This is a genomic window from Corynebacterium sp. 21KM1197, from assembly GCF_033783015.1.
GTDB lineage: Bacteria > Actinomycetota > Actinomycetes > Mycobacteriales > Mycobacteriaceae > Corynebacterium.
Genome location: NZ_CP123907.1, coordinates 887018 through 910193 on the forward strand (window position 1 = coordinate 887018; position 23176 = coordinate 910193).

The following is a 23176-nucleotide window of genomic DNA, read 5'->3' on the forward strand; positions in this document are numbered from 1 at the left end:
GTGAGCGAGCACTATGGGGAAGCTGAGAATCCCAATACCCTGCTGTCTCGTCCCGTGCGACGGAGCACCGCACCATAAGGGATTCAAGAAAATTGCGGAAATGACAACAAGCAGCAAAGCCCGCTGTGGGGCATGGGGATTCAGTATCGGCTAGGTTCGGAGGTTGTGTCAGACAAGATGGAAGAAATGAGTTCTCAGACCGAAAGCGATAAGAAAGAGGCACTAACCTCCGGCGAGCACGCTGGTGCATACGCCAGCGAGAACGTCCGCGACAATACCGGCGGCGACAATATCGGTGGTGATGAGAAGCCGGATGGCACCGGGGATGGTGGCGGCAGAGATCGTGACGGGCACGGGGGCACGGGAGCAAAGCGCACTCTGCGCGGGCCGCTCCTGCTCCGCTCCACGGGAGATCAGGAGTCCACGTATGATCAGCGCCTTTTGGAATTGCGGGCGGATCATGATTGGATGCACGCCGATCCCTGGCGGATTCTGCGAATTCAATCGGAGTTTGTTTCCGGGTTTGATGCGTTAGCCGATCTTCCACCTGCCGTGAGCGTTTTTGGCTCTGCCCGCGTGGATAAAGCGCACCCGTATTATTCCTTGGGGGTGGAAGTGGGGCGAGCGCTAGCGGAGGCACACTATGCGGTGGTTACCGGTGGCGGGCCGGGCCTGATGGAGGCCCCCAACCGTGGGGCGCAGGAGGCCGGTGGGCTTTCCGTGGGCCTGGGCATTGAATTGCCGCACGAGCAGCACCTTAATGAGTGGGTGGATGTGGGGCTGAACTTCCGCTATTTCTTCGTGCGCAAGGTGATGATCCTCAAGTACTCCCAGGGCTTTGTGTGTTTGCCGGGCGGCCTGGGCACTTTGGACGAGTTGTTTGAGGTGCTGTGCATGGTGCAAACGGGGAAGATGAGCAATTACCCCATTGTGCTCATGGGCACGGAGTATTGGGGTGGTTTGATCGAGTGGATACGGCACCGCTTGGTGGAGGAAAAGATGATCGCTCCCGATGACGCTCATCTTTTTCTGGTGACCGATTCCGTTTCTGAGGCCGTGGAGCACATTCGCTCGGTGCATAAGGCGGTGTTGGGCACGGCCCCGGAAGCCACCGCAGAACACAGCGGCGGAGAGCACAGCACCGCGCAATACAGCACCGCGCAGCAGCGAGGAGAAAGCAAGCAATGAGTCACGCAGAGGCACCCACGGTGATTCCGCAGGTCATGGCGATTGTTAATTGCACCCCGGATTCCTTTTATGACAAGGGCGCAACCTATCGGCATGAAGAGGCGCTGGATCGCGCGGAGGAGATGCTAGAGCAGGGTGCCTCGATCATCGACGTCGGCGGTGTCAAAGCGGGCCCGGGGCCGCTGGTGGATGCGCAAGAGGAGTCCCGGCGCATCATTCCGGTGATCGCGGAGCTGCACCGCAGGCACCCCGAGGCTTTGATTTCCGTGGATACCTGGCGTGCGGAGGTGGCCACCGAGGCCATCGCCGCCGGTGCCGGGTTGGTAAACGATACGTGGGCCGGTGCTGACCCGGAATTGGTGGAGGTTGCGGGGGCGCACGGCGTGGGTTATGTGTGTTCTCATACGGGCGGGGCCACCCCGCGCACACGCCCGCACCGGGTGCATTATGACGACGTGGTGGCGGACGTGATTGAGGAAACCACCGCCCTGGCCGAGCGCGCCGTGGCCTGTGGGGTGCCGCCGGAAAAAATCTTTATCGATCCCACCCATGACTTTGGCAAAAACTCCTTTCATGGCTTGGAATTGCTGCGGCGCGTGAAGGAATTGGTGGATACCGGCTGGCCGGTGCTCATGGCGCTTTCCAATAAGGATTTCGTGGGAGAGACGGTGGATCGCCCTGTCCGCGAGCGCGTGGCCGGGACGCTGGCGGCCACGGCCTGGGCCGCCCAGCACGGGGTGGCGGCGTTTCGCGTGCACGAGGTGGCACAGACCCTGGACGTGATCCGCATGACTGCGGCCATTCAGGGCACGATGGCTCCCTTGTCCACCATGCGAGGTCTGGCATGAGTTCCCCGGGGCAGGCGGGAGCACACGCTGGATTAGCGCACGTGAGCGTGGTGATTCCCGCTCTTAACGAGGAGGCCACGGTGGCGCGCGTGGTGCGCGCGGCCCTGGCCGATCGCCCGGGGCAGGTGCTGGTGATAGATGCGGATTCGCGGGACGCCACCGCTCGGCGCGCCGCCGAGGCCGGGGCCACGGTGGTGAATTGGCGCGAGGTGCTTCCCGAGGTGTCCACGGTGCCGGGGAAGGGGGAGTCGCTGTGGCGCGGAGTGGCGGCGGCTTCCGGGGAGGTCGTGGTTTTCCTGGACGCAGATCTCACGGCTGTGGAACCCGGCATGGTTCGCGCGTTGAGTAGCCCCTTTGCCAATCCCCAGGTGCAGATGGTCAAGGCGCATTATGTCCGCGCCCTGCACGGTCAGGAGGGCTCGGGTGGCCGCGTCACGGAATTGACCGCCAAGCCCCTCCTAGCGGCATTGTTTCCACAGGTCAGGGGGATTCAGCAGCCGCTCGGCGGGGAGTACGCCCTGCGCCGCAGCGCGGCCTTAGAACTCCCCTTTGTCGCAGGGTACGGGGTAGAGGCGGGGTTGCTTATCGACGTCGCCCGGCGCTACGGGCAGGAGGCCATCGCGCAGGTGGATCTGGGCGTAAGGCACCATAGGAATCGCCCGCTAGCGGAACTTGGGCCGATGGCGCACCTCGTGGCCGCCACGATCCTTGGGCGCGCCGGGGTAGGAGAGCAGGAAGTGCCTCAACGCCCACCGCTTTCCACCATGCTGAGTACCGATAAAAGGAGCCTTGCCCCATGATGTTTTTGATGTGGATATTGCTGATCCTGGTTCTGGGAGCGCTCACCGTGGTGGGCACGTGGGCCTGGGGGCGGATATTCGGGCGCGGAGAGGTGGACGCCCCGGTGCTGGACCAAGCCCGGGTGCGCGAGCATAATCAGGAGGCCCTGGATCGGGGCGACCTGGACGATGTGCGCTTTGACCTGGTTATTCGCGGTTATCGCCCTGATCAGGTGGACGCGGTGGTGGAAGCCTTATGGCAACGCATTAAGGCATTGGAGGAGCAGGCCGCCCAGCGCGAGCAGGTGAAAAGTGACTAGGCTTGTTGGGGTACCTGAAGAAAAGTATCAAGGAGCCTTGGTGAAATGGCAGCGATGAAGCCGCGTACTGGTGGCGGTCCGATGGAAGCCGTGGTGGAAAACCGCAAGATCGTTATGCGTATCCCCTCCGATGGTGGTGGAAGGCTCGTGGTGGAGATGACGCACGAGGAGGCGGCGGAACTGGGAGAGTTGCTTAGCCAGGCCGCTGAGTCCTAAGAAGAGAGTCACCTTATATCCTGTGGGGAGTATCACCCCACGACCCCGGACAGGAGTAGCCGCCCCACATGCTGCACGATGTCATTGACGTTTTGGCCGATCCCATTGACGGGACGCCCCTGCGCGGGGCCGATGATTTTCGGCGCCTAGAATCCGAGTCTGGCCATAGCTATGACATCGCCCGCCAGGGTTACGTTACCCTGGCCGGGGGTTCGGGGTTGCGTCATTCCGGCGATGATATGGACATGGTGCGCAATCGGGAGACCTTCTTAAGCCGAGGGCACTTCGCCCCCTTCGTGGAGGCGGTGACGCACGCCGTGGATGATGCCCTCGATGCCGCCCAGGTTCCCGATGACGCCGAGCCCGTGATCTGCGAGGTCGGCGCGGGCACCGGCTATTATCTTTCCCATACCCTTGACACCGTGGTGGGGGCCCGGGGTGTGGGCCTTGATGTATCCATGCCCGCAGCGAAGCACCTGGCCAAATGCCATCCACGAGTAGGGGCGGTGGTGGCGGATGCGTGGTCGCGCCTTCCGCTGCGCGATTCCTCGGTGGACGTGATCACCGTGATCTTTGCTCCCCGTAATGCGGAGGAGTTCGCCCGCGTGCTCACCGAGCGCGGCGAGGCGGTGGTGCTCACGGCCGATACCGGACACCTTGCTGAGTTGCGCGAGCCGCTGGGGATCATTGATGTGGAAAAGGGCAAGGTGGATCGCCTTATCGAGCAGGCGGCCGGGCATCTTGTCCCGGTGGCGCAGCCCCGTACCATCGAGTTCCCCATGACGCTGGATCAGGATTCCATCGCGGCGCAGATCGGTATGAGCCCCTCCGCCCGGCACATCGAGCCTGCGGAGTTGCAGCGCCGGATTGCCGCCTTGCCGCCCACGATGACGGTCACAGCCCGGGCGACCATCACGCGGCTGGGCCGCGCACGCTAGAAAACTAGAGCGCTAGAAACTAGAGGAGCCGCCACCCCCGGCGAAGCCACTGCTAAAGGTGGTGTTCACCGCGCTGGTGGAGCCGGAGCCGCCGGAGGAATCGCTGGTATCGCTGAGGTACCAGCTGTGCACCAGCATGAAGGGCACGAAGGAGTGGACTCCGTAGCCCGGACGCCAGTCGGAGTCGCCAAGTCGGGGCACGCGGTGCGTATCGGAGGTTTCGGCAAAGTCCGTGTCCCGTATATCGCGGATTGCCTCGGCGTAGTCGCGGAGCAGGGCGGCGTAACGATCGGGGAAGTCCTCGGCGGAGAGATCGGAGCGTAACTCCGCGGCGCGGTGGGCGAGGTCTTGTACCCGTGAACTCTTGGCGTGGTCGAGGGCGCTCTCAATATCCTTTTCCAGGCGGATCGCCTCCGCCTCGCGCGCGGTGGCGTCGCCACGCTCGATCTTGGCCAGGAGTGTGATTTGCTGGCCCGCCAAGCGCAGGGAACCCATGAGCGCGTGGGCCCGGCCGATGTCCTTGCTGTGGCGGCGGAATTGCTTATTGGGGGAATCCGGGGTGAGGCCCCAGGAATCCATCTCCTGGGGCAGTGCGGAAAACCGCGTACTCAGGGAATCCCAGCGTTCCCGCAGATCCTCGGAGGCCAGGGGAGAACGCAGCCCACGCAGTTCCTCGGTGCTGCGCGGCACGGTGAGTGCCAGGTGCGCGTATTCCGAGCGCAGTTCCTCGTAGCGCGTCCTGGCAGTTTGGGCGTTCCTGCGGCGGAAAATACCAAGGAGTAGCGCCCCGAGCCCGGCCCCGCCGCCCGCGAGGGCCCCGAGGATCGTCCACGGAAAGTCTTCGTCCTCCGGCTGAGCCGTGGCGGCGTGGAGCCCGTCCAGAAAGCCCTGGGCTATATCGTCCTTTCGCAGCGCGGGCTGCATGGCGGAGAGCGCGGATTCCCGGTGGGATTCCTCATTGAGGTGCAGGTCCTCGCACACCTGATCGGCGCAGTAGATACCCATGTTGCGGTCGGCCATATCGGCGGACACGATGAGGCTGCCCGGGGCCCACGTCTTTCCCTCGCCGGTTCCCTGGGGAACCAGATCGGGGCGGTGTTCTCCTATCCAGTCCAGGAAAGCGTCGTTAAAGGAGGAGCCCAGGTGATCTACCACCACGTAATTCACCTGGGTCACGGACTCCGGCAGGCCTAAGCCGGGGGTTTCGGCTTCCAGCCGCTGCGTATCGTCGGCATCGAGGCGGTATCCAGGATCGTCAATGCGCACGAATCCCTCGGTGGCGCCCACCGGGGAGGCGGCGATCATGAGTACCGCGGTGGCGGCGAGGAGGCCTTTAGAACTCCGCATCGAGTTCCTCTTCCGCCCAGTCGGGCAGCCGGGAGGTATCCAGGGAACCGGCGGAGCGCTGGAAGCAGCGTTCCACCCGAGCGGCCCCGGATTCGTGCACGCGGATCTCGGCGCAGCCGCCCTCGATGTACACGCGGCTGGCCATGGAGACGGCACCGCCATCGGCAAAGACCTCCACGGTGGAGCCGTCCACGATGATGGTGAGGGAATCGGAATCGCCCTCGGCGAGGGGAGCGGTGGCCGGAACATCGCCGGTGTGATGGGGATTCATGGAGCGATCCAGCACCAGGGTGGAGCCTCGGTGAGAGATGCTGGCGGCGGGGGCCCCGGTGGCGTCGATAAGCTCCACGGTGACCTCGGATCCCTCCGGCACCTCGCACAGGCCCGTCCAGGATTGGGCGCGCTGGGTGTGCGTGATTTGTTCCACCAATCCGGCGGCGGGGGTTTGGAAGAGCACCCCGCCCTGGAGGGTGGTCACGCGGGGAATGGACATGGCGTTGGCCCAGCCCTCGGCGGCCAGGCTGCGGTGCGCGGTGGGATCGTCCAGGCGGCCCACGCCGTTGAGCTGGCCGACGATCGCGGCGCGGTCAAAGCGATCGTCCTCCTCCATCGTACCGAAGGTGAAGGTGGTGTTGCGCGGGCGGGTGAAGTCGTGGCCATAATCAATGCGGCGGAACGGGCTGCTCACGGTAAAAACGGCCTCGTGCAGGTGGCCCACCAGGTAACCGGAGACGTCGATCCCCTCGCTCTCCAGGGTCACCAGGAGTACGTCGTGGATCTGGCCGTCCACTTCATCGCGCAGGCGCAGGATACGCGGGGAGACGATGCGGGATTGGGGATCGATCCCGGTCTCTTCCTCGAAGCGCAGCACGCCCTGGAATAGCCAATCTCGGCCGTCCTCGGAATGGAGCATGGCCAGGCCGGGTTCTGCCATCGTGCCGGTGACGGCGAGCATGAGCCAGCCCGCGTGCCCCTCGTTGCGATCCTCGTTGGTCACCCAATCCGGCACCACGCAGGGGGAGCGGAAGTTGGTGATTCCGGCCTGAGCCCCGGTCTCATCGCCCACCACGGGGCCCAGGCGGCGTACCTGGGAATCCACGGCCAGGGGATCCTCGGAGAGATCGGCGGTGGTGGCGGGGAGGTTATCGATGCGGGCCAGGTGAATCTCGGTGCTCTGGTGGGCGCCGCTCTGCTCGGTCACGGAGGTGAAATAGAGGTTCAGCCCGCCGTCGATAGCGGCTACGGAACCCGCGCGCACCTTGGCCTCGCCCTCGGCGGGGGCCAGCACATCGTCGCACTCCTCCCACTCGTAGGGGGTGTCCTCGGAGAACTGGTGCCCCCAGCGGGCGGGCGCCGCGGGGTGGGGGCGGTACTGGTGAAAGACGTGCCAGGTATCTCCGTCGAGGAGGACGGCGGCGGGGGCGTCGAGCACACCGGCCTCGGCGGTGAGGTGAAGCTCGGGGCGATAGTATTCGATGCTCATGGTGAAAACGCCTTTCGTGATAATGAGGTGGGGGAGACTATTGCTTGATTTCCGTGGTGTGGATTTGCTGTTCTAAATCCTCGGGGGCGAGCATAGCCCGGGAAAAGTCGGCGGTGAGGGGGAGCCGCAGGGAAAGGTCCGTGCCGGGGCATAATTCCACCACCCCGGAGGCCAGCGTGAAATCTAAAACGTGCCCACCCGCGCTGCGCTGGGAATCCAGAAAATGCACGTGGCAGCCGGGCACACCAATGCCCTTTTCATACACCGGGGTGCGGAAACCTCCGATCACCCCCGATACCTGGTGGAAATGCCGCTCGGTATCGTCGCCGGTGGCCTCGATCATGGGGCGATATGGCTTGGACTGCTTTGTCACGGTACGCACCGTGACCTGGCTAAACGTCCCGGTGATGCGCACCGCATACATGTAATTCTCGCTGGGTTGCAGCTCATCAATAAAGGCCGCGAGTTCCGATCGGCGCAGCCCCGGCGGGGGAGTCCCGGTGATGTGGGGGACGAAATTGGTCATCACGGTAAACGGGGAGCGCTGATCCAGGGTCGCGCGCCGGGCGCTGCCATCGCCGCGCACCTGATAACACACCCCATCGAGCACAATCATTTCCCCGTCCAGGGCATCAAAGGTGCCGATACCAAAATTGCCGTGGCCGAGAAGTTCGCCCACGGTCATTTCACCATCGTAAATGCCGTCCAGGAGGGCCGTCATCAAAGAGTTCTGGAAAATGGTATGCCGCTGCGTGGGAAATGCCTTTCCGTTCCCATGCCGCCCGAGGATAGTCACGCGCGCCATTTCCTGCACGGAGGCGGGGAGGAAAGCTAAGAAAGGCGCGTGACCAGCGTCATTCCCGCACCGAAAGGCAGGTGGGATACCAGGGCCTGCTCGCCCAGGGAACCCAGGTGCTCCTGGGCGGTGCGAGCGGCCACGGTGGCCTGATCCTTGCGGGAGGCATCGCCCACGGTGGCGTCGAGAAGCGCGTCCGCGAGCACCAGCGTGCCGCCGGGAACGAGCAGGGGCCAGGCGGCGTCGATCACCGCGCGCAGATCCACGGGCTCCACCTCGGCATAGACCAGTTGATAGCTTGCGGGGGCCATGCGGGAGAGGACGTCGAGTGGCCGGGAGGGGAGGAAGCGTCCGCGCGAGGGCGGGTAACCCGCCGCGCGGAAGGATTCCTTGGCCTGGCGCTGGTGCTCGGCCTCGGGGTCGATACAGGTCACCGTGCCCTGCCCGGGCATACCGCGCAGCAGGTACAGCCCCACCACAGCCAGCGCCGGGGTCAGCGCGATGGCCCCCATGGACTTTTCCCGGCCGCCGGCGGCCGTCAGCGTGCTTAGCAACATTCCGGTGAGGTGATCGGGGGCGTTGAGCCCGTACTCCTCGGCGTCGCGCCGCGCCGCGGCAATGGCCTTATCGACGCTCGCTTCCGGACCCTCGTCCTGGGCGGGGAGCGAATTGATGAAGTCTCGGAGAGAATCGAAGGCTGTTTCAGTCACGCCCCTTAGTGTAAGCCGGGCGTGCGGCGCACCGAGGCAGGGCGCGCGGGGATGTTTTTGTGCCTCACAGGTACCTCTACGGAGGCTCTATGGCCTTTGGGAGATCGACTTGGCAAGATGGAGGCCATGATGACGCACGAACGCGATGATAACGCCATGCTTGCCGACGCCCCGGGAGACACCGAGGCATTGACCGGCACCGCCGCGTTCGATGCGGGAACGGGAGACATGCCCTCCTGGGGTGAACTCGTGGCCGAGCACGCCGATAGCGTGTACCGCCTGGCCTACCGCCTCAGTGGCGATCAGCACGACGCCGAGGATCTCACCCAGGAGACCTTCATGCGCGTGTTCCGCTCGCTCAAGCACTACCAGCCGGGCACCTTCCGGGGCTGGCTGCACCGGATCACCACCAACCTCTTTCTGGATATGGTGCGCCACCGCAACAAGATCCGCATGGAGGCTCTACCGGAGGACTACGAGCGGGTGCCGGGCACGGACATGACGCCCGAGCAGGCCTACCACGTCAATCACCTCAACCCCGTGCTTCAGGAGGCCCTGGACCAACTGGCCCCGGATTTTCGCGTGGCCGTGGTGCTCTGTGACGTGGTGGGAATGAGCTACGAGGAGATTGCCGACACCCTGGGTGTGAAGATGGGCACGGTGCGCTCGCGCATTCACCGGGGCCGCTCGCAGTTGCGCGCCAGCCTGGAAAACGCGGCGGAGGGAAGCGAGGACGCGCGCCTGCTGCTGCCGATCGCGCAGCGCTAATCGGGCAAGGAGGGGTAGCGTTGAGCACCATGAGCTTTGATACACACGAGCGGGAGCACCGCGGAGGGCAGCCGCGCAAGAAGCGCCCCCGCGTTTTTGCCTCGGTGGATCATCTGAACCCCGAGGTGGTGGCGGCCTTCGTGGACGGCGAACTGTGCGAGGTTGCCCTTCACCGCGCCCGCGTTCACCTCGTACATTGCGGGGAGTGCCGGGGGGAGGTACACCGGCAGCGCCTGGCCGCCGAGGCCCTGCACGAGGCGAACTGGACCGCCGACGTCCGCCCGCCCCGCGAACTGCTGGGACGGCTCCACGACATCGCCAAGGGGGCCTGCGCTCCGGGCCCCGGCGCCGAGGCGGTGCCCACGCCGCAACCGGAGACGGTGCTGGATAAGTTAGAGGTATTCATGCGCACCATGCGCAAGAACACTGGGCTGCGGTGATGGAATAGTGTTTTCGAGCATCGGTTGGCCGGAGATTTTTGCGATTCTCATTCTGGGGCTCATCGTGATCGGCCCGGAGCGGCTTCCGGGATTGATCCAGGACGTGCGCGCCGCAATTTACGCGGCGCGCAAAGCCATTCATAACGCCAAGGCGGAACTCAACGGGGATTTGGGCGCGGAGTTCGAGGAACTGCGCAAACCCATCTCCGAGGTGGCCAAATGGCAGCGCATGGGGCCGCGCGCGGCGATCACCAAGGCGCTCTTTGATGGGGACGAGGAGTTCATGGATTCCTTTGATCCCAAGAAGGTCATGGCTCAGGAAACCGCGGGGCAGGCGCACCGGCGGGCCACCGGGGAGGCCGCTGCGCATGCGGCTCCCAGCGCTCCGGCTGCTTCGTCTCGGCGCGCCCCTGAGGCTGCGCCGCAGCACCGCTCGGCCCCTCCCGCAGCCGCGGGCGGGGAGTTTAACTGGGCCGATATTATGTAAGCCCGCGCTCTTCGCGTTCCCCGTGCTCCGTGCTTAACGCGGGGAGCGGGTGACCCCCAGCCCCAGTGGCCTCCCGGCCAGGGATTGCCGCCGCACCGCCAATTTCTCCGCCAGGGCCGAGCAGGCCTGGCCAGCGGGGGAGTCCGGCTCGCTCAACACCACCGGGGTGCCGGTATCCCCGTGCACGCGCAGCGCCGGGTCCAGGGGGATCTGCCCCAGCAGCGGCACGCTGCCCCCGGTGAGCGTGCTCAAACGGCTGGCCACCTTCTCGCCGCCACCGGAGCCAAAGACCTCCATCGTGGTGCCATCGGGCAGCACCATCGCGGACATATTCTCGATCACCCCGGACACCCGCTGCCGGGTCTGCTGGCTGATCGAGCCCGCGCGCTCCGCCACCTCCGAGGCCGCCGCCTGCGGCGTGGTGACGATGAGCAATTCCGCGTTGGGCACCAACTGCGCCACCGAGATGGCCACGTCGCCCGTGCCGGGGGGAAGATCGAGGAGCAGCACGTCCAGATCGCCCCAAAACACGTCGCTGAGGAACTGCTGAATAGCGCGGTGCAGCATGGGGCCGCGCCACACCACCGGGGCATTGCCCTCCACGAACTGCCCGATGGAGATGAACTTCACCCCGTGGGCGATCGGGGGGAGGATCATGTCCTCCTCCATCACGGTGGGGGCCTGATCCGAGCCCATCAGGTGCGGCACCGAGTGGCCATAAATATCGGCATCCACAATGCCCACGCGCAGGCCCTTGGCGGCGAGCCCCGCGGCCAGGTTCACGGTCACGGAAGACTTCCCCACTCCGCCCTTGCCCGAGGCCACCGCGAATACCCGCGTGGTGGAGTCCGGCTGGGCAAAGGGGATCACCGGCTCGCTGCCGGAACCGCGCAGGGTGGTGCGCAGTTGGCGGCGCTGCTCATCACTCATCACGTCCGTGGTGACGGTGACGGACTCCACGCCCGGGATCTCGGCCACGGCGGCACGGGTATTGGTTTGCAGGGTATCGCGCATGGGGCAGCCCGCGATGGTGAGGTAAATCTCCACGGCCACCGCACCGCCGTCGATGGCGATGGACTTCACCATGCCCAGCTCGGTGATGGGTTTGCCTAGTTCCGGATCCTCCACGCGGGAGAGGGCCTTGCGTACATCGGATTCGCTCAGGGTAGACATCACCTCACACCTTACTCCCCGCTAGGGGCGAGTCTCCTCTCTCAGATCGCCCTGGGTGGGCTCGCGCAGATCGGCGGGGGATTCCATGGCCTGAGCTGCGGCATCATCAAGCTTGGCCTCGATGCGCTCCAGCAGCGCGTGGACGTCTTCTAACTCGTGGCGCAGGTAATCGCGCGAGACCATGTCACCCACCGCCAGGCGCACGCCGGCGAGTTCCCGCGCCAGGAACTCAGTATCGGCCTTGGTTTGCTCCGCGCGGCGGCGATCGTTGTTGAGGGTGACTTTATCGCGGTCTTCCTGGCGGTTCTGGGCCAAGAGGATCAGCGGGGCGGCGTAGGCCGCCTGGGTGGAAAAGGCGAGGTTGAGCAGGATGAAGGGGTAGGGGTCCCAGTTCCACCAGAAGCCGCCGACGTTGAGCGCGATCCACACGATCACAATGACGGTCTGCCACATGAGGTACTTGCCCGTGCCAAAGAAGCGGGCCACCTTTTCCGCCACCGCGCCCACGGCGTCATCGTTGATATTGATGAACTTGCGCTTGGACTTGGCCACCGGGGTGTCGAGGAAGTGAATACGCTCGCGCTCGGCCATGATGGTTCTCCTTGGGCGTGAGGGGGATGTGGATGGGGATTAGCCGCGCTGATGGGGGCGCAGGCCGTGCTCGCGCCAGTTCTCCGGCAGCATGTGATCCAGCAGATCGTCCACGGCCACGGCGCCGAGCAGGTGATTATCCTCGTCGATCACCGGGCCGCACACCAGGTTATAGGTGGCGAAGTACCGGGCGGCGGTTTCCTGATCGTCATCGGCATACAGCGGGGGAAGGTCGGGGTCGAGGATTCCCGAGATGAGCGTGGACGGCGGCTCCCGGAGGAGTTTTTGCAGGTGAACGCAGCCCAGGTAGCGGCCGGTGGGCGTGGCCGTGGGCGGGCGCACCACGAAGATGAGGGAGGCCAGGGATGTGGGTAACTCGGGATCGCGGGCCAGGGCCAGGGCCTCGGCCACGGTGGTTTGCGGGCTCAAGATCAGCGGCTCCGGGGTCATGAGCGCGCCCACGGTATCCGGGGAAAAACTCATCAGGCGGCGCACCGGGGCGGATTCCTCCGGGTCCATGAGTTCCAGCAGCACCTCGGCGGTGTTATCGGGGAGTTCCTGGAGAATATCGGCGGCGTCGTCCGGGTCCATCTCCTCCAGCACGTCGGCGGCGCGCTCGATGTCGAGGGTTTCGAGCAGTTCCGCCTGGCGCTCGTCGGGCATCTCCTGGAGGACGTCGGCCAGGCGGTCGTCGTCAAGCTCATTGGCGAGCTGATTGCGCTGCGTGGAGGGCAGGGAATGGAGGTAATTGGCCACGTCCGCCGGGCGCATATCCTCAAAGGAGGCGATGGTATCGGCCAGGGTATCGGTGCGGCCCACGCCAGCGGCGGTGATGCCGTGCACGTATTGCCACTCCACGGTGAACAACTCCCGGGAGCGGAAGCCCTGGCGCGCGCCGAACACGGCCACGCGGGAGAGCACCCAATCGCGGGTGCGGGTGCGCTCCAACTCCACGTCTGCGATCTCCACCGCGCGCCCGTGCAGGTGCTCCAATTCTGGCTCGTCCGTGTGGATCTTCGAGCCCACCAGATCGCCCATCACGGTGAGTTCCCCGGTGCGCGGCTGGAAGGAGCGCATGGATACCGAACCCGTGGCCAGGGTGATGTCACCGGGCTCGATGGCGGCGATGCGCAGCATGGGCACGAAGATCTTGCGCTTGTTCACCAACTCCACCACCAGGCCCAGGGCGCGGGAGGTGTGTCCCTCCGGGCGGATATTGACCACGACGTCGCGCACGCGGCCGATCGGGTCCATATCCGGGCCGCGCACCACCATGCCGGAAAGCCTGCCGGAATATACGCGGGTGACTGCACTCATAAATGCAGAGTGTACAGCAGGGGCGGGGCGGGGGAACTTTTGTTCGCGTCACGGCGTTGAAGTGCGTGAAAAGACCAATAACGCTGTAAGGAATTACTCAATGACTTCCCCGCAATCCGCTTTGAACCTGTACGAACGCCCCTCCGGCTGGCCCGTGGGCAGCTTTGACAATTACGCCCAGGCCCAAAAGGCCGTGGACACCCTCTCCGATAACAACTTCCCGGTGGATAAACTCACCATCGTGGGCGTGGATCTCATGCAGGTGGAGTCCGTGACGGGGCGGCTCACCTGGGGGCGCGTGATCGGCGGCGGCGCGCTCTCCGGTGCGTGGATGGGTATATTCATCGGCCTGCTGCTGGGCATTTTTGAATCAAACTTCCTGTTTCCCATCCTCACCGGCATCGTGATGGGCGTGTTCTTTGGCATCATCATGGCTGCCGTGCCCTACGCCCTGAGTCAGGGGCAGCGGGACTTCACCTCCGCCACCAGGATCGTCGCTGGGCGATACGACGTCCTCTGCGAGCCGGATCTGGCACCCCAGGCGCGCGACGCCATCGCCAAGATGAATCTGGGTTCCGCGCCGCAGTCCGAGTAAAAACCTGCGGGTAGAATTGTGCGGCATGAAACGCCGCGCCGCCTCTCTCTTCCGCCTCCTGCCCGGGTTTGCTCGGGGGCCTCGCCCCAGTACCCCCCGCGTTTCTCGTGCTTCCCGCGCCTCCCGGCGGGGAGCGCGGCGCGGGGGTGTTGTTCTTTCCGTGACCGCCGTGGCGTGTGCGGCCTGTTCCGCGGCGGAACCGGAGAGCCCCGAGGCGCAGCAGCAGACTCCCGGTGCGATCCACATTGTGGCCGCCAGCGATTCCATAGAGCAGCAGGCGCTCGCTCACCTGTATCGCATGGCGATGGCGGAGGAAAATGTGGCCGCCACCGTGGAGACCCAGGAGCGCAGCGACGAGGATCGCCTGGAATGGCTGCGCGATCCGGGGGTGGACATGGTAGTGGGATGCACGGGGGAACTGCTCACGCACGCCTCTCCCAGCCAGGCGGCGGAACTATCCGAGCAACTTGAGGGCGGGGAGGCCAACCCCAATTCCCAGGAGGGAATGCAGCGAACCTATGAGGCTGTGATGGGCACCCTGGACTATGAATACGGGGTGCCCGATCCCTCGCCCGCGCAGGGGTGCGCGGAATCGGAGGCCTCCGAGGAGGCCGGGACGAGCGTTTTACCGCAGAACATCTTGCCGGTATTCCGCAAACTAAGCGTGGGGCGCGAGGGACTCAAGGAGATGAATCGCCTCACCCGCCTGATTACTACGCACGATGTGGAAACACTGGTGGAGGAGGCCATGGAATCCGGGGACGTGGCCGCCACGGCGGAGGAGTGGTACCGCAATAACGCCACGATCTAGGGGAGTGCGCGAATCGTGCATGAATAAAGAGCGAGGGGCCGGAGAGATGTTCTCTCCGGCCCCTGACTTATGGTGAGGCAGCAGGACTGTGGGCGGCTTACTTACCAAAGACCTCGTTAATCAGCTGCTCCTGCTCCGCCTGGTGCACCTTGGCGATACCCGTGGCGGTGGAGGACTGAGCGCGACGCGAAACGCGGCGCATGGGCAGCAGGTCGGGGATCAGCTCCGGCAGGTGCTCGTGGAGGAACGGCCACGGACCCTGGTTGGCGGGCTCGTCCTGGCAGAACACGATCTCCTCGGCGTTCGGGTAGCACTCGAAGGCCTCGCGCAGGCGGTTGAAGGGGATCGGGTGCAGCATCTCCACGCGCACGATCGCCACGTCCTCGCGCTTGTCCTTGGCGCGGCGCTTCTCCAGCTCCCAGTAGAGCTTGCCGGAGACCAGCAAGATGGTGCGCACCTTATCGGTATCGCCCACCACGGCACCGGAGAGATCGACCTTGTTGGGGTCGTTGATGACGGAGCGGAAGGAGGTGACCTCCGTGAAGTCCTCCGGCGCGGAGACCGCAGCCTTGTTGCGCAGCATGGACTTCGGGGTGAACACCACCAGCGGGCGCTTCATGGTACCCAGCGCGTGACGGCGGAGGAGGTGGAAGTAATTGGCCGGGGTGGAGGGCTGCGCGATGGTCATGGAACCCTCGGCGGCCAACTGGAGGAAGCGCTCGATGCGGGCGGAGGAGTGGTCCGGGCCCTGGCCCTCGTAGCCGTGGGGGAGCAGCAGCACCACGGAGGAGAGCTGGCCCCACTTGGCCTCGCCGGAGGAAACGTACTCATCAATGATGGTCTGGGCACCGTTGGCAAAGTCACCGAACTGTGCCTCCCAGGCCACCACGGCGTCCGGGTTGCCCACGGAGTAGCCGTACTCGAAGCCCATGCCGGCGTATTCCGTCAGCGCGGAGTTATACACCAGGAAGCGGCCGCCCTGGCCCTTCGCGGTGGCGAGGTCCGCCAGGGGATTGGCCTCCTGGCCGGTATTGGGATCAAACAGCACGGCGTGGCGCTGGGTGAAGGTACCGCGGCGGGAATCCTCACCGGCCAGGCGCACGAGCTTGCCGGAGTTGGCCAGGGAGGAAAACGCGATGAGTTCCGCCCAGCCCCAGTCGATGCCGCCCTCGCGGACGGAGGCGGCGCGCTGCTCGGCCACCTTCTTCACGCGGCGGTGGAACTCAAAGCCGTCCACCGGCTTGGCGTAGGCCTCACCGATCTCCACCAGCTCGGAGCGGGTGATGGAGGTATCCAGGCCCCGGGTGAGCTGCTGAGAGGAGGTAATGCCGGTCTGCTCCTGGGCGGCCTTCTTCTCGCCCTCCTTGACCTCGTTGAACACGGACTCCATCTGATCGTGGAAGTCGCGCGCGGCGGCCTCGGCGTCCTCGGTGTTGAGGTCGCCGCGCCCGATGAGGTCCTCGGTGTACTGGGCGCGCACGGAGGGGCGGTTCTCGATCTGGGCGTACATGGTGGGCTGCGTCATCGAGGGATCATCGGCCTCGTTGTGGCCGCGACGGCGGTAGCAGATGAGGTCGATGAACACGTCCTTGCCAAAGCGGCGGCGGTACTCGGTGGCCAGGTTACCCACCCACACCACGGCCTCGGGGTCATCGCCATTGACGTGGAACACCGGGCAGTCATAGGCCTTGGCGAGGTCGGTGGAGTAGTAGGAGGAGCGGCTGGAATCCGGGGTGGTGGTGAAGCCGATCTGGTTGTTCACCACCACGTGCACGGTGCCGCCCACGGTGTAGCCGCGCAATTGCGCGAGGTTCAGCGTCTCCTGGACGATGCCAAGGCCTGCGAAGGAGGCGTCGCCATGCAGCATGAGCGGCATGACGGTGTAGCCATCCTCGCCCTTGTCCAGGATGTCCTGCTTGGCGCGGGCGATGCCCTCCATCACCGGGTCCACGGCCTCCAGGTGAGAGGGGTTGGCGGTGAGGGTGACCTTGATCTCGCCATCGCCAAACATCTGAAGGTGCTCGCCCTCGGCGCCGAGGTGGTACTTCACGTCGCCGGAGCCACCGATCTGGCCCTGCTGCATGTTGCCCTCGAACTCGTTGAAGATCTGAGCCAGCGGCTTGCCCACGATGTTGAAGAGCACGTTGAGGCGGCCGCGGTGCGGCATACCGATGACCACCTCGTCGAGCCCCTGGCCCGCGGCGGTGTCGATGGAGGCATCCATGAGCGGGATGAGGGACTCCGCGCCCTCCAGGGAGAAGCGCTTTTGGCCCACGTACTTGGTTTGCAGGAAGTTCTCAAAGGCCTCGGCCGCGTTGAGTTTTTGCAGGATGTACTTCTGCTCCGCGGTGGTGGGCTTAGGCATACCGGCCTCCAGGCGATCCTGGAGCCAGTGGCGCTCGTCCTTGTCCATGATGTGCATGTACTCGGAGCCCACCTTGAGGGTGTAGGCGGCGCGCAGGCGCGAGAGAACCTCGCGCAGGGTCATGGTCTCCTTGCCGCCAAAGCCGCCCACGTTGAACACGCGATCCAGGTCCCAGATGGTCAGGCCGTGGGACTCGATGTTGAGGTCGCTGTGATCCGGCACCGGCAGACCCGGCTGCTGCCAGTGCAGCGGATTGGTATCCGCGATGAGGTGGCCACGGGAGCGGTAGGCCTCGATCAGCTGGATCACGCGGGTGTTCTTGTCGATGCCCTGGTTGGGCACGTCCTGCGCCCAGCGCATGGGGGAGTAGGGGATCCCCATGGCTTTGAAGATCTCATCGTAGAACTCGTCGTCCACCAGCAGGCGGGACATCTCGCGCAGGAACTCGCCGGACTCCGCCCCCTGGATCACGCGGTGATCGTAGGTGGAGGTGATGGTGACGAGTTTGCCCACGCCCAGTTCCGCCAGGCGGTCGGTGGAGGCACCGGCGAACTCCGCGGGGTAGTCCATAGCTCCCACGCCGATGATGGTGCCCTGGCCCTTGGTCAGGCGGGGGATGGAGTGGCGGGTGCCGATGCCGCCGGGATTGGTCAGGGAGATGGTCACGCCCTGGAAATCGTCCATCGTGAGCTTGTTCTTGCGCGAACGCGCCACGATGTCCTCATAAGCATCCACGAAGTCGTGGAAGTTCATCTTTTCCGTTTCCTTGATGGCGGCCACCACGAGGGCGCGCGCACCATCCTTCTGCGGAAGATCAATGGCCAAGCCCAGGTTGATGTGCTCGGGATTGACCACGGTGGGCTTGCCGGCGTCGTTAAGCTCGTAGCGCACATTCATCGAGGGATGAATCTGCGTGGCCTTGATGAGCGCCCAGCCGATGATGTGGGTGAAGGAGATCTTGCCGCCGCTGGTGCGGCGCAGGTGATCGTTGATAATGGCGCGGTTTTCAAACATGAGCCGGGCGGGCATATCGCGCACCGTGGTGGCCGTGGGAATCGTGAGGGATTCCTCCATGTTCTTGGCGATGGCCTTAAACGTGCCCTTGAGCGGCGCCGCCCCGGCCTCGGGGAGTTCCTTAATATCCGCCAGCGGGGAAACCGGCTTGGTGCGCACCGGCTTGGGACGATCCGGGGAACCACTGCGCGGGGCCTGGGCCCGCTCGGCACGGGCTGCCTGGGGCGCGGACTGCTTGGTGGAAGCCTTATCCGCACTGCCCGCACCGCCGTTCTTATCGGTGAGGTTGGTGGCGGGTTCCGCGGCGGAGGACGCCGGGGTGGGAGCGGAAGCAGGGGCGGTGGGGGTATCCCCCTGCTGGGCAAAGAGATCGCGCCACTCCTTGTCCACGGATTGCGGGTCCTTCTGCCACTGCTGGTACATCTGTTCAACCAGCCACTGATTTTGGCCGAAGTTGCTAGCGCTGCTCACGGCAGTTACTCGCCTCATTTCATTGATGGGTTGTACTCGCGTACTCGACTTTATCTGTCTACTGTAATGATCTTTGAAAATGTCGGGGGCGGGCCCCGCCATGAGCGCGGTACTTGCACGTCATGGAGGTTCCGGGGTGGGAGTGGCCTCCCCCAAATGTGGGGATTGTGAACAGAACTTTTTAGGCCTTCAGTTCCGCAAGGGCCTCCCGGGTGTGCTGGATCATGCGCTTGGCGATCTTGCGATTGGCCATGAGTCCCACCACCGCGCCGATACCCAGCGGCATGAGCTTGCCCACCCAGGCCCCGGCCATCTTCTTGGTGGTGCGCTTGAGCACGGTGCGCAGCAGACGATTATTAATCTGCCCCAGGGCGGAACCGGAGAGCCGAGAAACGCTGGGGACGGAAAGCCGATCGGCTCCGGCGGGTAGGAGGGCGTCCACCACGGCGGTGCCCGAGGCCCCTAGCAGGCACATCATCACGATCATGCGGCGGCGCTCGGGATCGTGAATGTCCACCCCCTGCGCGTGGGCGCTGGCCACGGCGTAAAAGGCGGCGGTGTCGAGGAACACGAGGGATTCGGCGCTTAGCGCGGCGGCCCCGGTGAGCAGGCCCACGCCCGGAATGGCGGAGGCACCACCGGCGGAGGCGCCGGAACCGGAAACCAGGCGCAGGAAGTGCTTGTCCAGTTTCTCCTGAATCTCTGCGGGCGTGGCCTGGGGATTCTTGGCGCGGAGACGCTCCACGTAGGACTCAATCGTGGAGGCCTGAATCCGCACCGCGCGGTCGAGCCCCTTGACCAGGGCGCGGGCGGCGGGGTTACGGGGTTCCTCGGTGGGCAGGTTTGACATGTCTATTCTCCTTGAAAATTATCCGTTTATTCCGAGGTAGCGTGGGCCGTCTGGGCGGCGTGAGTAGCGTGGGTGCGCGATGTGGTCGAGGTATCCGCCGCAGCCGCGTATTCCTCGGCTGCGCGCACCTGCGCGGGGGTGGGGGTGACCCCGGTATAAAGAGCAAATTGCTCGGCGGCCTGCAAGGCGATGATCTCTCCACCGTGGATCACGGGTAGCCCCAGGGTACGGGCGCGGCGGATCAGCGGCGTGGTCACGGGCATGGCCACGACGTCGCATACCGCCTTGGCGTGGGCGAGGTCGGCGTCGCTAAACGCCTGCACCTCCTCGTCCGCCCCGCGCATGCCCAGGGGCGTGACATTGACCAGGAACGTGGCCTCGGCGGGTACCTCGGTGGAGTAGTCCCAGCCCAGGCGGGAGGCCAGATGGGAGCCGGTGAGGTGATTGCGCGCCACGATGGTGCCGTGGAAGCCCAGGTCCGCGAGCGCGGTGGCCACGGCGGAGGCCATGCCGCCGGAACCGCGCAGCGCCACGGGCTGGGCGGGATCAACCTGGTGCGTTTCCACCAGGGACTTCACGGCGAGGTAATCGGTGTTATAGCCGGTGAGGCGCCCGCCGTCATTGACGATGGTATTGACCGATTCCAGCCGCTTGGCAGAGGGGTCCAGCGAGTCCAGCAGCGGAATGACCTCCTGCTTATAGGGCATGGACACCCCCGCCCCGCGGATCCCTAGGCCCCGGATGCCCACCACGGCGGCGGTGATGTCCTCCGGGGCGATGGACTTATACAGGTAATTCAGGCCTAGCTGGGCGTAGAGCCAGTTGTGAAAGCGCACCCCGTGGTTGGAGGGGCGTGCCGCGAGGGAGATACATAGGGTGGTGTCGCGATCAACGAGGTTTACCATGTGCTCCACCGTAGAACATGGGCGGGACAGGGCGCATGAACTGGGTAAATGTGGAGGAGCGGCGCGTAACGGGCGCGGGTAGCGCAAGCGGGCTAGTCTGGTGCGTGTTCATTCCTCGTTGCTGGGAAGGTAGGCAAGACCATGAGCTTCTTTGAGGACATCGCCGCTGCGCTTGATTCCGATGGCATTGAGTCCCGCGTGGGGGGCGAGGTGCTTTTTGTGCCCATCACCTCCGAGGTGGAGATTCAGTTCGTTGAGATCGACGCCCTGCTTCCCGCCGCCAACGTTTACATCGCCGCCGCGGATGTGGACGAGGACGATGAGGACTTTGAGGCCGTGCTCGTCTCCGTGGTGTTCTCCGTGGAGGACGCCGTGGCCACCGTGGCCCACCACATCGCCACCGATCAGGTGGTTACCGTCCTGCGCGACCTTCTGGATGGCACCGACGAGCGCATCAGCGACCTGGAGTTCTACCAGGACGCCCTGGAGCCCAACCTGGTGCATGCCGAGGTGGGGGAGAACTCCGAGGTGCAGGTGTTCGTGGAGCTTATCGACGGTCGCCCCACCGCGCGCGTGAGCTTCATCAGCGCGGGGGAATCCTTCGACGATTTGGTGGATCAGGCGATCGAGGAACTGTGGGAGTCCGATGGCGAGGCCATGCTCACCGAGGAGGATCGTCAGCGCCTCTTCAGCGGCCTCGGTGAGGGCGCGGACCTGGGCGAGGAGGAGGTCCTGGAACTCGGAGAGTTTACCGACTTCGATCGCCTCTTTGACGTGCTTTCCCTGGCCGTGGATCAGGCGGAAAGCTGGGAGGAGCAACTCCTGCCCTTCGACGAAGAGGACTATGACGGCGAGGACTACGAGGATGAGCCGGAGGTATATGACCCGGAGGATGACCTCGTGGACGCGGACGGCGCAGATGACGGGGAGGAAGAAGAATAGTTCCCCAGGTTCTCCTCGACTGCGATACCGGGATTGATGATTCCCTGGCACTGATGTACCTCGCCGCCCTCCATCGCGCCGGGGAAATAAAGTTGTGCGGAGTGACTTGCACGGCGGGGAATACCACGGCGGCGCAGGCGGCGAGGAATAGCCGCTATATTCTGTATCGCTGCGGGATCACCGATATCCCCGTGGTGGCGGGGGTACCGGCCCCGCTGGCCGTGGACCTGGTGACCACCCCGGAGACGCACGGCCCCACGGGGCTGGGCTATCTCCATGCGCCGGAAGCACGGGGTTTCCAGCACCAAGACCCCGAGGCCGGTCAATCCTGGCACGACCTATGGGCCGAGCACCCCCAGGCGCACGTGATCGTGGTGGGGCCGGCCACCCACCTGGCCTTGTGGGGATCGCGGGAGAGGGCCACCCTCATGGGCGGGGCATACCTTTATCCCGGAAATACCACTCCCACCGCCGAGTGGAACTCCTGGGTGGATCCACACGCCGCCAAGCGGGCCTTTGCGCAGGCCACCACCCCCATTACCGTGTGTTCCCTGGGAGTGACGGAGCGATTCACCCTCGATCCCACTTCCCTGGATGTGCTGGTGGCGGCCCTGGGACAGGCGGATATTGCCCGCGATCTCCCGGAACTCCTGCGCTTTTACTTTGAGTTTCACCACGCACAGGGCGAGGGATACCTGGCGCAGATTCATGACCTGTTCACCTGCATGATCGGGCTGGGCACCGTGGCCGCAAAGGGGAAACTCACGCGGGTAGACGTGGAGGCAGATTCTCCCCTCCTGCGCGGCACCACGGTGGCGGACGTCCGAGGACATTGGGGCCTGCCGCCCAACGCGCGATTAATAGAGGAAGCCGATGTGCCGGGGGCGCACCGGGAACTGCTGCGTGCGGCGGCGCTGCTGCGGGAATGTTAAAGTATTGTCCCGATAACGGAGCCACCAGTCAGGTCAAGCACCGTCCCGAGGTGACATAGGGGCGGGGTTTTCTGTGTGCCTCCATTTCCACGTATCTCACCCGATACCCACCCGATGAGGGAGTGCTTTTGCCCATGAGCCTGTCACTGAGCCTGCCCCGCCGTATCCTCGCCCTCGCGGGCGTGGTGTGCATCGTTGCCACCTGGCTTTACCTGGTTCTTGTTCGGCCCGCCGATTGGGAATCCGTGGGCGGTTCCGCCTCCGCGATCATCACGCTGGCCGGATATGTGGGCGGCGCGGTGTTGCTCCTGGCCGCCACCCTCCCCGCGGTGCCGGTGCGCACCATTTCCTTGATCCCGGTGGCCCTGGTGCTCAACATCGTGGTGGGGGAGATCGTGGGCAGCGTGGGGATACCGCTCTACCTGGATTCCCTGGGCACCGTCCTGGTGGCGGCGCTGGCCGGGCCCCTGGTGGGCCTGGCCACCGGAACCCTTAGCTCCGTGGTCTGGGGCCTGATTAATCCCGCCGCGCTGCCCTTTGCCGCGGCGAGCGCCCTGGTGGGCGGCCTGGCTGGCTGGCTGCTGAATAACAAGAAGGTGGTGCGCACCTGGTGGGCCACGGCGCTCTCCGGCGCGCTGGTGGGGATCATCTGCGGCATGATCGCGGCCCCGGTGGCGGCCTTTGTGTATGGCGGCACCGCTGGGGTGGGCACGGGTGCCCTGGTTTCCGCCTTCCGAGCGATGGGCAATAGCCTGCTGGGCTCGGTGACCTTGCAGTCCTTCATCTCCGATCCCCTGGATAAGATCCTGGTATTCCTCCTGGTACGCCAGGCCGTCATGGCGCTGCCCAAGCGCACGGTGGCGCAGTTGCGGGGTGAGGGTGCCTAGCAG

The 23176-nt window shown here is 65.0% G+C and carries 23 protein-coding genes and 1 pseudogene; 14 read left to right on the plus strand and 10 right to left on the minus strand.

What is annotated here, in order from left to right:
• Positions 1-378 precede the first annotated feature (378 nt).
• From OLW90_RS04340 to OLW90_RS04365, 6 genes are all read left to right on the plus strand, one after another.
• Positions 379-1188: a TIGR00730 family Rossman fold protein gene (locus OLW90_RS04340; RefSeq protein WP_319651820.1), complete on the plus strand. Its 810-nt coding sequence runs from the start codon at positions 379-381 to the stop codon at positions 1186-1188.
• Positions 1185-2036 (plus strand): dihydropteroate synthase, encoded by an 852-nt coding sequence (gene folP / locus OLW90_RS04345; protein ID WP_319651536.1) that lies wholly within the window; start codon positions 1185-1187, stop codon positions 2034-2036. Before OLW90_RS04340 ends, folP begins: the two co-directional genes overlap by 4 nt.
• Positions 2033-2836, plus strand: coding sequence for a glucosyl-3-phosphoglycerate synthase (locus OLW90_RS04350; RefSeq protein ID WP_319651537.1), 804 nt, complete (start codon positions 2033-2035; stop codon positions 2834-2836). The genes folP and OLW90_RS04350 overlap by 4 nt, the downstream gene beginning before the upstream one ends.
• Positions 2833-3135 (plus strand): DivIVA domain-containing protein, encoded by a 303-nt coding sequence (locus tag OLW90_RS04355; RefSeq protein WP_319651538.1) that lies wholly within the window; start codon positions 2833-2835, stop codon positions 3133-3135. Before OLW90_RS04350 ends, OLW90_RS04355 begins: the two co-directional genes overlap by 4 nt.
• 45 nt (positions 3136-3180) lie before the next feature.
• Positions 3181-3351 carry a DUF3117 domain-containing protein gene (locus OLW90_RS04360; protein ID WP_319651539.1) on the plus strand — a complete coding sequence of 57 codons (171 nt, stop codon included), beginning with the start codon at positions 3181-3183 and terminating at the stop codon, positions 3349-3351.
• 68 nt (positions 3352-3419) lie between these two features.
• The gene (locus OLW90_RS04365) at positions 3420-4289 is read left to right on the plus strand and encodes a methyltransferase domain-containing protein (RefSeq protein ID WP_319651540.1); all 870 of its coding nucleotides are present in this window, start codon (positions 3420-3422) and stop codon (positions 4287-4289) included.
• Between the two features lie 12 nt (positions 4290-4301).
• Here the strand turns inward: OLW90_RS04365 and OLW90_RS04370 are convergent, their stop codons facing one another.
• From OLW90_RS04370 to OLW90_RS04385, 4 genes are read right to left on the minus strand one after another with little or no spacing between them, the layout of a single operon-like run.
• Complete coding sequence (locus tag OLW90_RS04370) at positions 4302-5636, minus strand: hypothetical protein (protein ID WP_319651541.1); 1335 nt, start codon at positions 5634-5636, stop codon at positions 4302-4304.
• Positions 5623-7119: a glycoside hydrolase family 32 protein gene (locus OLW90_RS04375; protein WP_319651542.1), complete on the minus strand. Its 1497-nt coding sequence runs from the start codon at positions 7117-7119 to the stop codon at positions 5623-5625. Before OLW90_RS04375 ends, OLW90_RS04370 begins: the two co-directional genes overlap by 14 nt.
• Positions 7120-7156: 37 nt before the next feature.
• Complete coding sequence (budA, locus tag OLW90_RS04380) at positions 7157-7909, minus strand: acetolactate decarboxylase (RefSeq protein ID WP_319651821.1); 753 nt, start codon at positions 7907-7909, stop codon at positions 7157-7159.
• 41 nt (positions 7910-7950) lie between these two features.
• The gene (locus OLW90_RS04385; protein WP_319651543.1) at positions 7951-8625 is read right to left on the minus strand and encodes an O-methyltransferase; all 675 of its coding nucleotides are present in this window, start codon (positions 8623-8625) and stop codon (positions 7951-7953) included.
• A 129-nt stretch (positions 8626-8754) separates the two neighbouring features.
• Here OLW90_RS04385 and sigE point away from each other — a divergent pair, with 129 nt between their 5' ends.
• Genes sigE through tatB form a run of 3 tightly spaced genes read left to right on the plus strand, consistent with a single transcriptional unit; the run spans position 8755 to position 10320 of the window.
• Positions 8755-9393, plus strand: a complete 639-nt coding sequence (gene sigE / locus OLW90_RS04390; protein ID WP_319651822.1) for an RNA polymerase sigma factor SigE — start codon at positions 8755-8757, stop codon at positions 9391-9393.
• Between the two features lie 29 nt (positions 9394-9422).
• A complete protein-coding gene (locus tag OLW90_RS04395; RefSeq protein WP_319651544.1) occupies positions 9423-9833 on the plus strand; it encodes a hypothetical protein in 411 nt (136 codons plus the stop codon).
• A gap of 7 nt (positions 9834-9840) precedes the next feature.
• Positions 9841-10320, plus strand: a complete 480-nt coding sequence (gene tatB / locus OLW90_RS04400) for a Sec-independent protein translocase subunit TatB (protein WP_319651545.1) — start codon at positions 9841-9843, stop codon at positions 10318-10320.
• A 33-nt stretch (positions 10321-10353) separates the two neighbouring features.
• On the opposite strand, the gene OLW90_RS04405 is transcribed toward tatB, so the two are convergent.
• From OLW90_RS04405 to OLW90_RS04415, 3 genes are read right to left on the minus strand one after another with little or no spacing between them, the layout of a single operon-like run.
• Positions 10354-11493 carry an Mrp/NBP35 family ATP-binding protein gene (locus OLW90_RS04405; RefSeq protein ID WP_319651546.1) on the minus strand — a complete coding sequence of 380 codons (1140 nt, stop codon included), beginning with the start codon at positions 11491-11493 and terminating at the stop codon, positions 10354-10356.
• A gap of 21 nt (positions 11494-11514) precedes the next feature.
• Entirely contained in the window at positions 11515-12084 is a 570-nt protein-coding gene (locus OLW90_RS04410) for a DUF1003 domain-containing protein (protein WP_319651547.1), read from the minus strand.
• Positions 12085-12123: 39 nt separating this feature from the next.
• Positions 12124-13401: a magnesium transporter MgtE N-terminal domain-containing protein gene (locus OLW90_RS04415; protein ID WP_319651548.1), complete on the minus strand. Its 1278-nt coding sequence runs from the start codon at positions 13399-13401 to the stop codon at positions 12124-12126.
• A gap of 100 nt (positions 13402-13501) precedes the next feature.
• Between OLW90_RS04415 and OLW90_RS04420 the strand changes: the two genes are divergently transcribed.
• Both OLW90_RS04420 and OLW90_RS04425 read left to right on the plus strand, forming a co-directional pair.
• Positions 13502-13996: a general stress protein gene (locus OLW90_RS04420; RefSeq protein WP_319651549.1), complete on the plus strand. Its 495-nt coding sequence runs from the start codon at positions 13502-13504 to the stop codon at positions 13994-13996.
• A 25-nt stretch (positions 13997-14021) separates the two neighbouring features.
• Positions 14022-14807 carry a hypothetical protein gene (locus OLW90_RS04425; RefSeq protein WP_319651550.1) on the plus strand — a complete coding sequence of 262 codons (786 nt, stop codon included), beginning with the start codon at positions 14022-14024 and terminating at the stop codon, positions 14805-14807.
• Between the two features lie 97 nt (positions 14808-14904).
• On the opposite strand, the gene OLW90_RS04430 is transcribed toward OLW90_RS04425, so the two are convergent.
• From OLW90_RS04430 to OLW90_RS04440, 3 genes and pseudogenes are all read right to left on the minus strand, one after another.
• Positions 14905-18657 carry a multifunctional oxoglutarate decarboxylase/oxoglutarate dehydrogenase thiamine pyrophosphate-binding subunit/dihydrolipoyllysine-residue succinyltransferase subunit gene (locus OLW90_RS04430; protein WP_319651551.1) on the minus strand — a complete coding sequence of 1251 codons (3753 nt, stop codon included), beginning with the start codon at positions 18655-18657 and terminating at the stop codon, positions 14905-14907.
• Positions 18658-18838: 181 nt separating this feature from the next.
• Positions 18839-19507: a hypothetical protein gene (locus OLW90_RS04435; RefSeq protein WP_319651552.1), complete on the minus strand. Its 669-nt coding sequence runs from the start codon at positions 19505-19507 to the stop codon at positions 18839-18841.
• Positions 19508-19611: 104 nt separating this feature from the next.
• A pseudogene (locus OLW90_RS04440) lies at positions 19612-20412 on the minus strand (shikimate 5-dehydrogenase); the annotation flags it as partial.
• Between the two features lie 141 nt (positions 20413-20553).
• Between OLW90_RS04440 and OLW90_RS04445 the strand changes: the two are divergent.
• From OLW90_RS04445 to OLW90_RS04455, 3 genes are all read left to right on the plus strand, one after another.
• Complete coding sequence (locus OLW90_RS04445; protein ID WP_319651553.1) at positions 20554-21354, plus strand: hypothetical protein; 801 nt, start codon at positions 20554-20556, stop codon at positions 21352-21354.
• Positions 21351-22286, plus strand: a complete 936-nt coding sequence (locus OLW90_RS04450) for a nucleoside hydrolase (protein ID WP_319651823.1) — start codon at positions 21351-21353, stop codon at positions 22284-22286. The genes OLW90_RS04445 and OLW90_RS04450 overlap by 4 nt, the downstream gene beginning before the upstream one ends.
• 134 nt (positions 22287-22420) lie before the next feature.
• Positions 22421-23173: an ECF transporter S component gene (locus OLW90_RS04455; protein ID WP_319651554.1), complete on the plus strand. Its 753-nt coding sequence runs from the start codon at positions 22421-22423 to the stop codon at positions 23171-23173.
• The last annotated feature ends 3 nt before the right edge of the window (positions 23174-23176 follow it).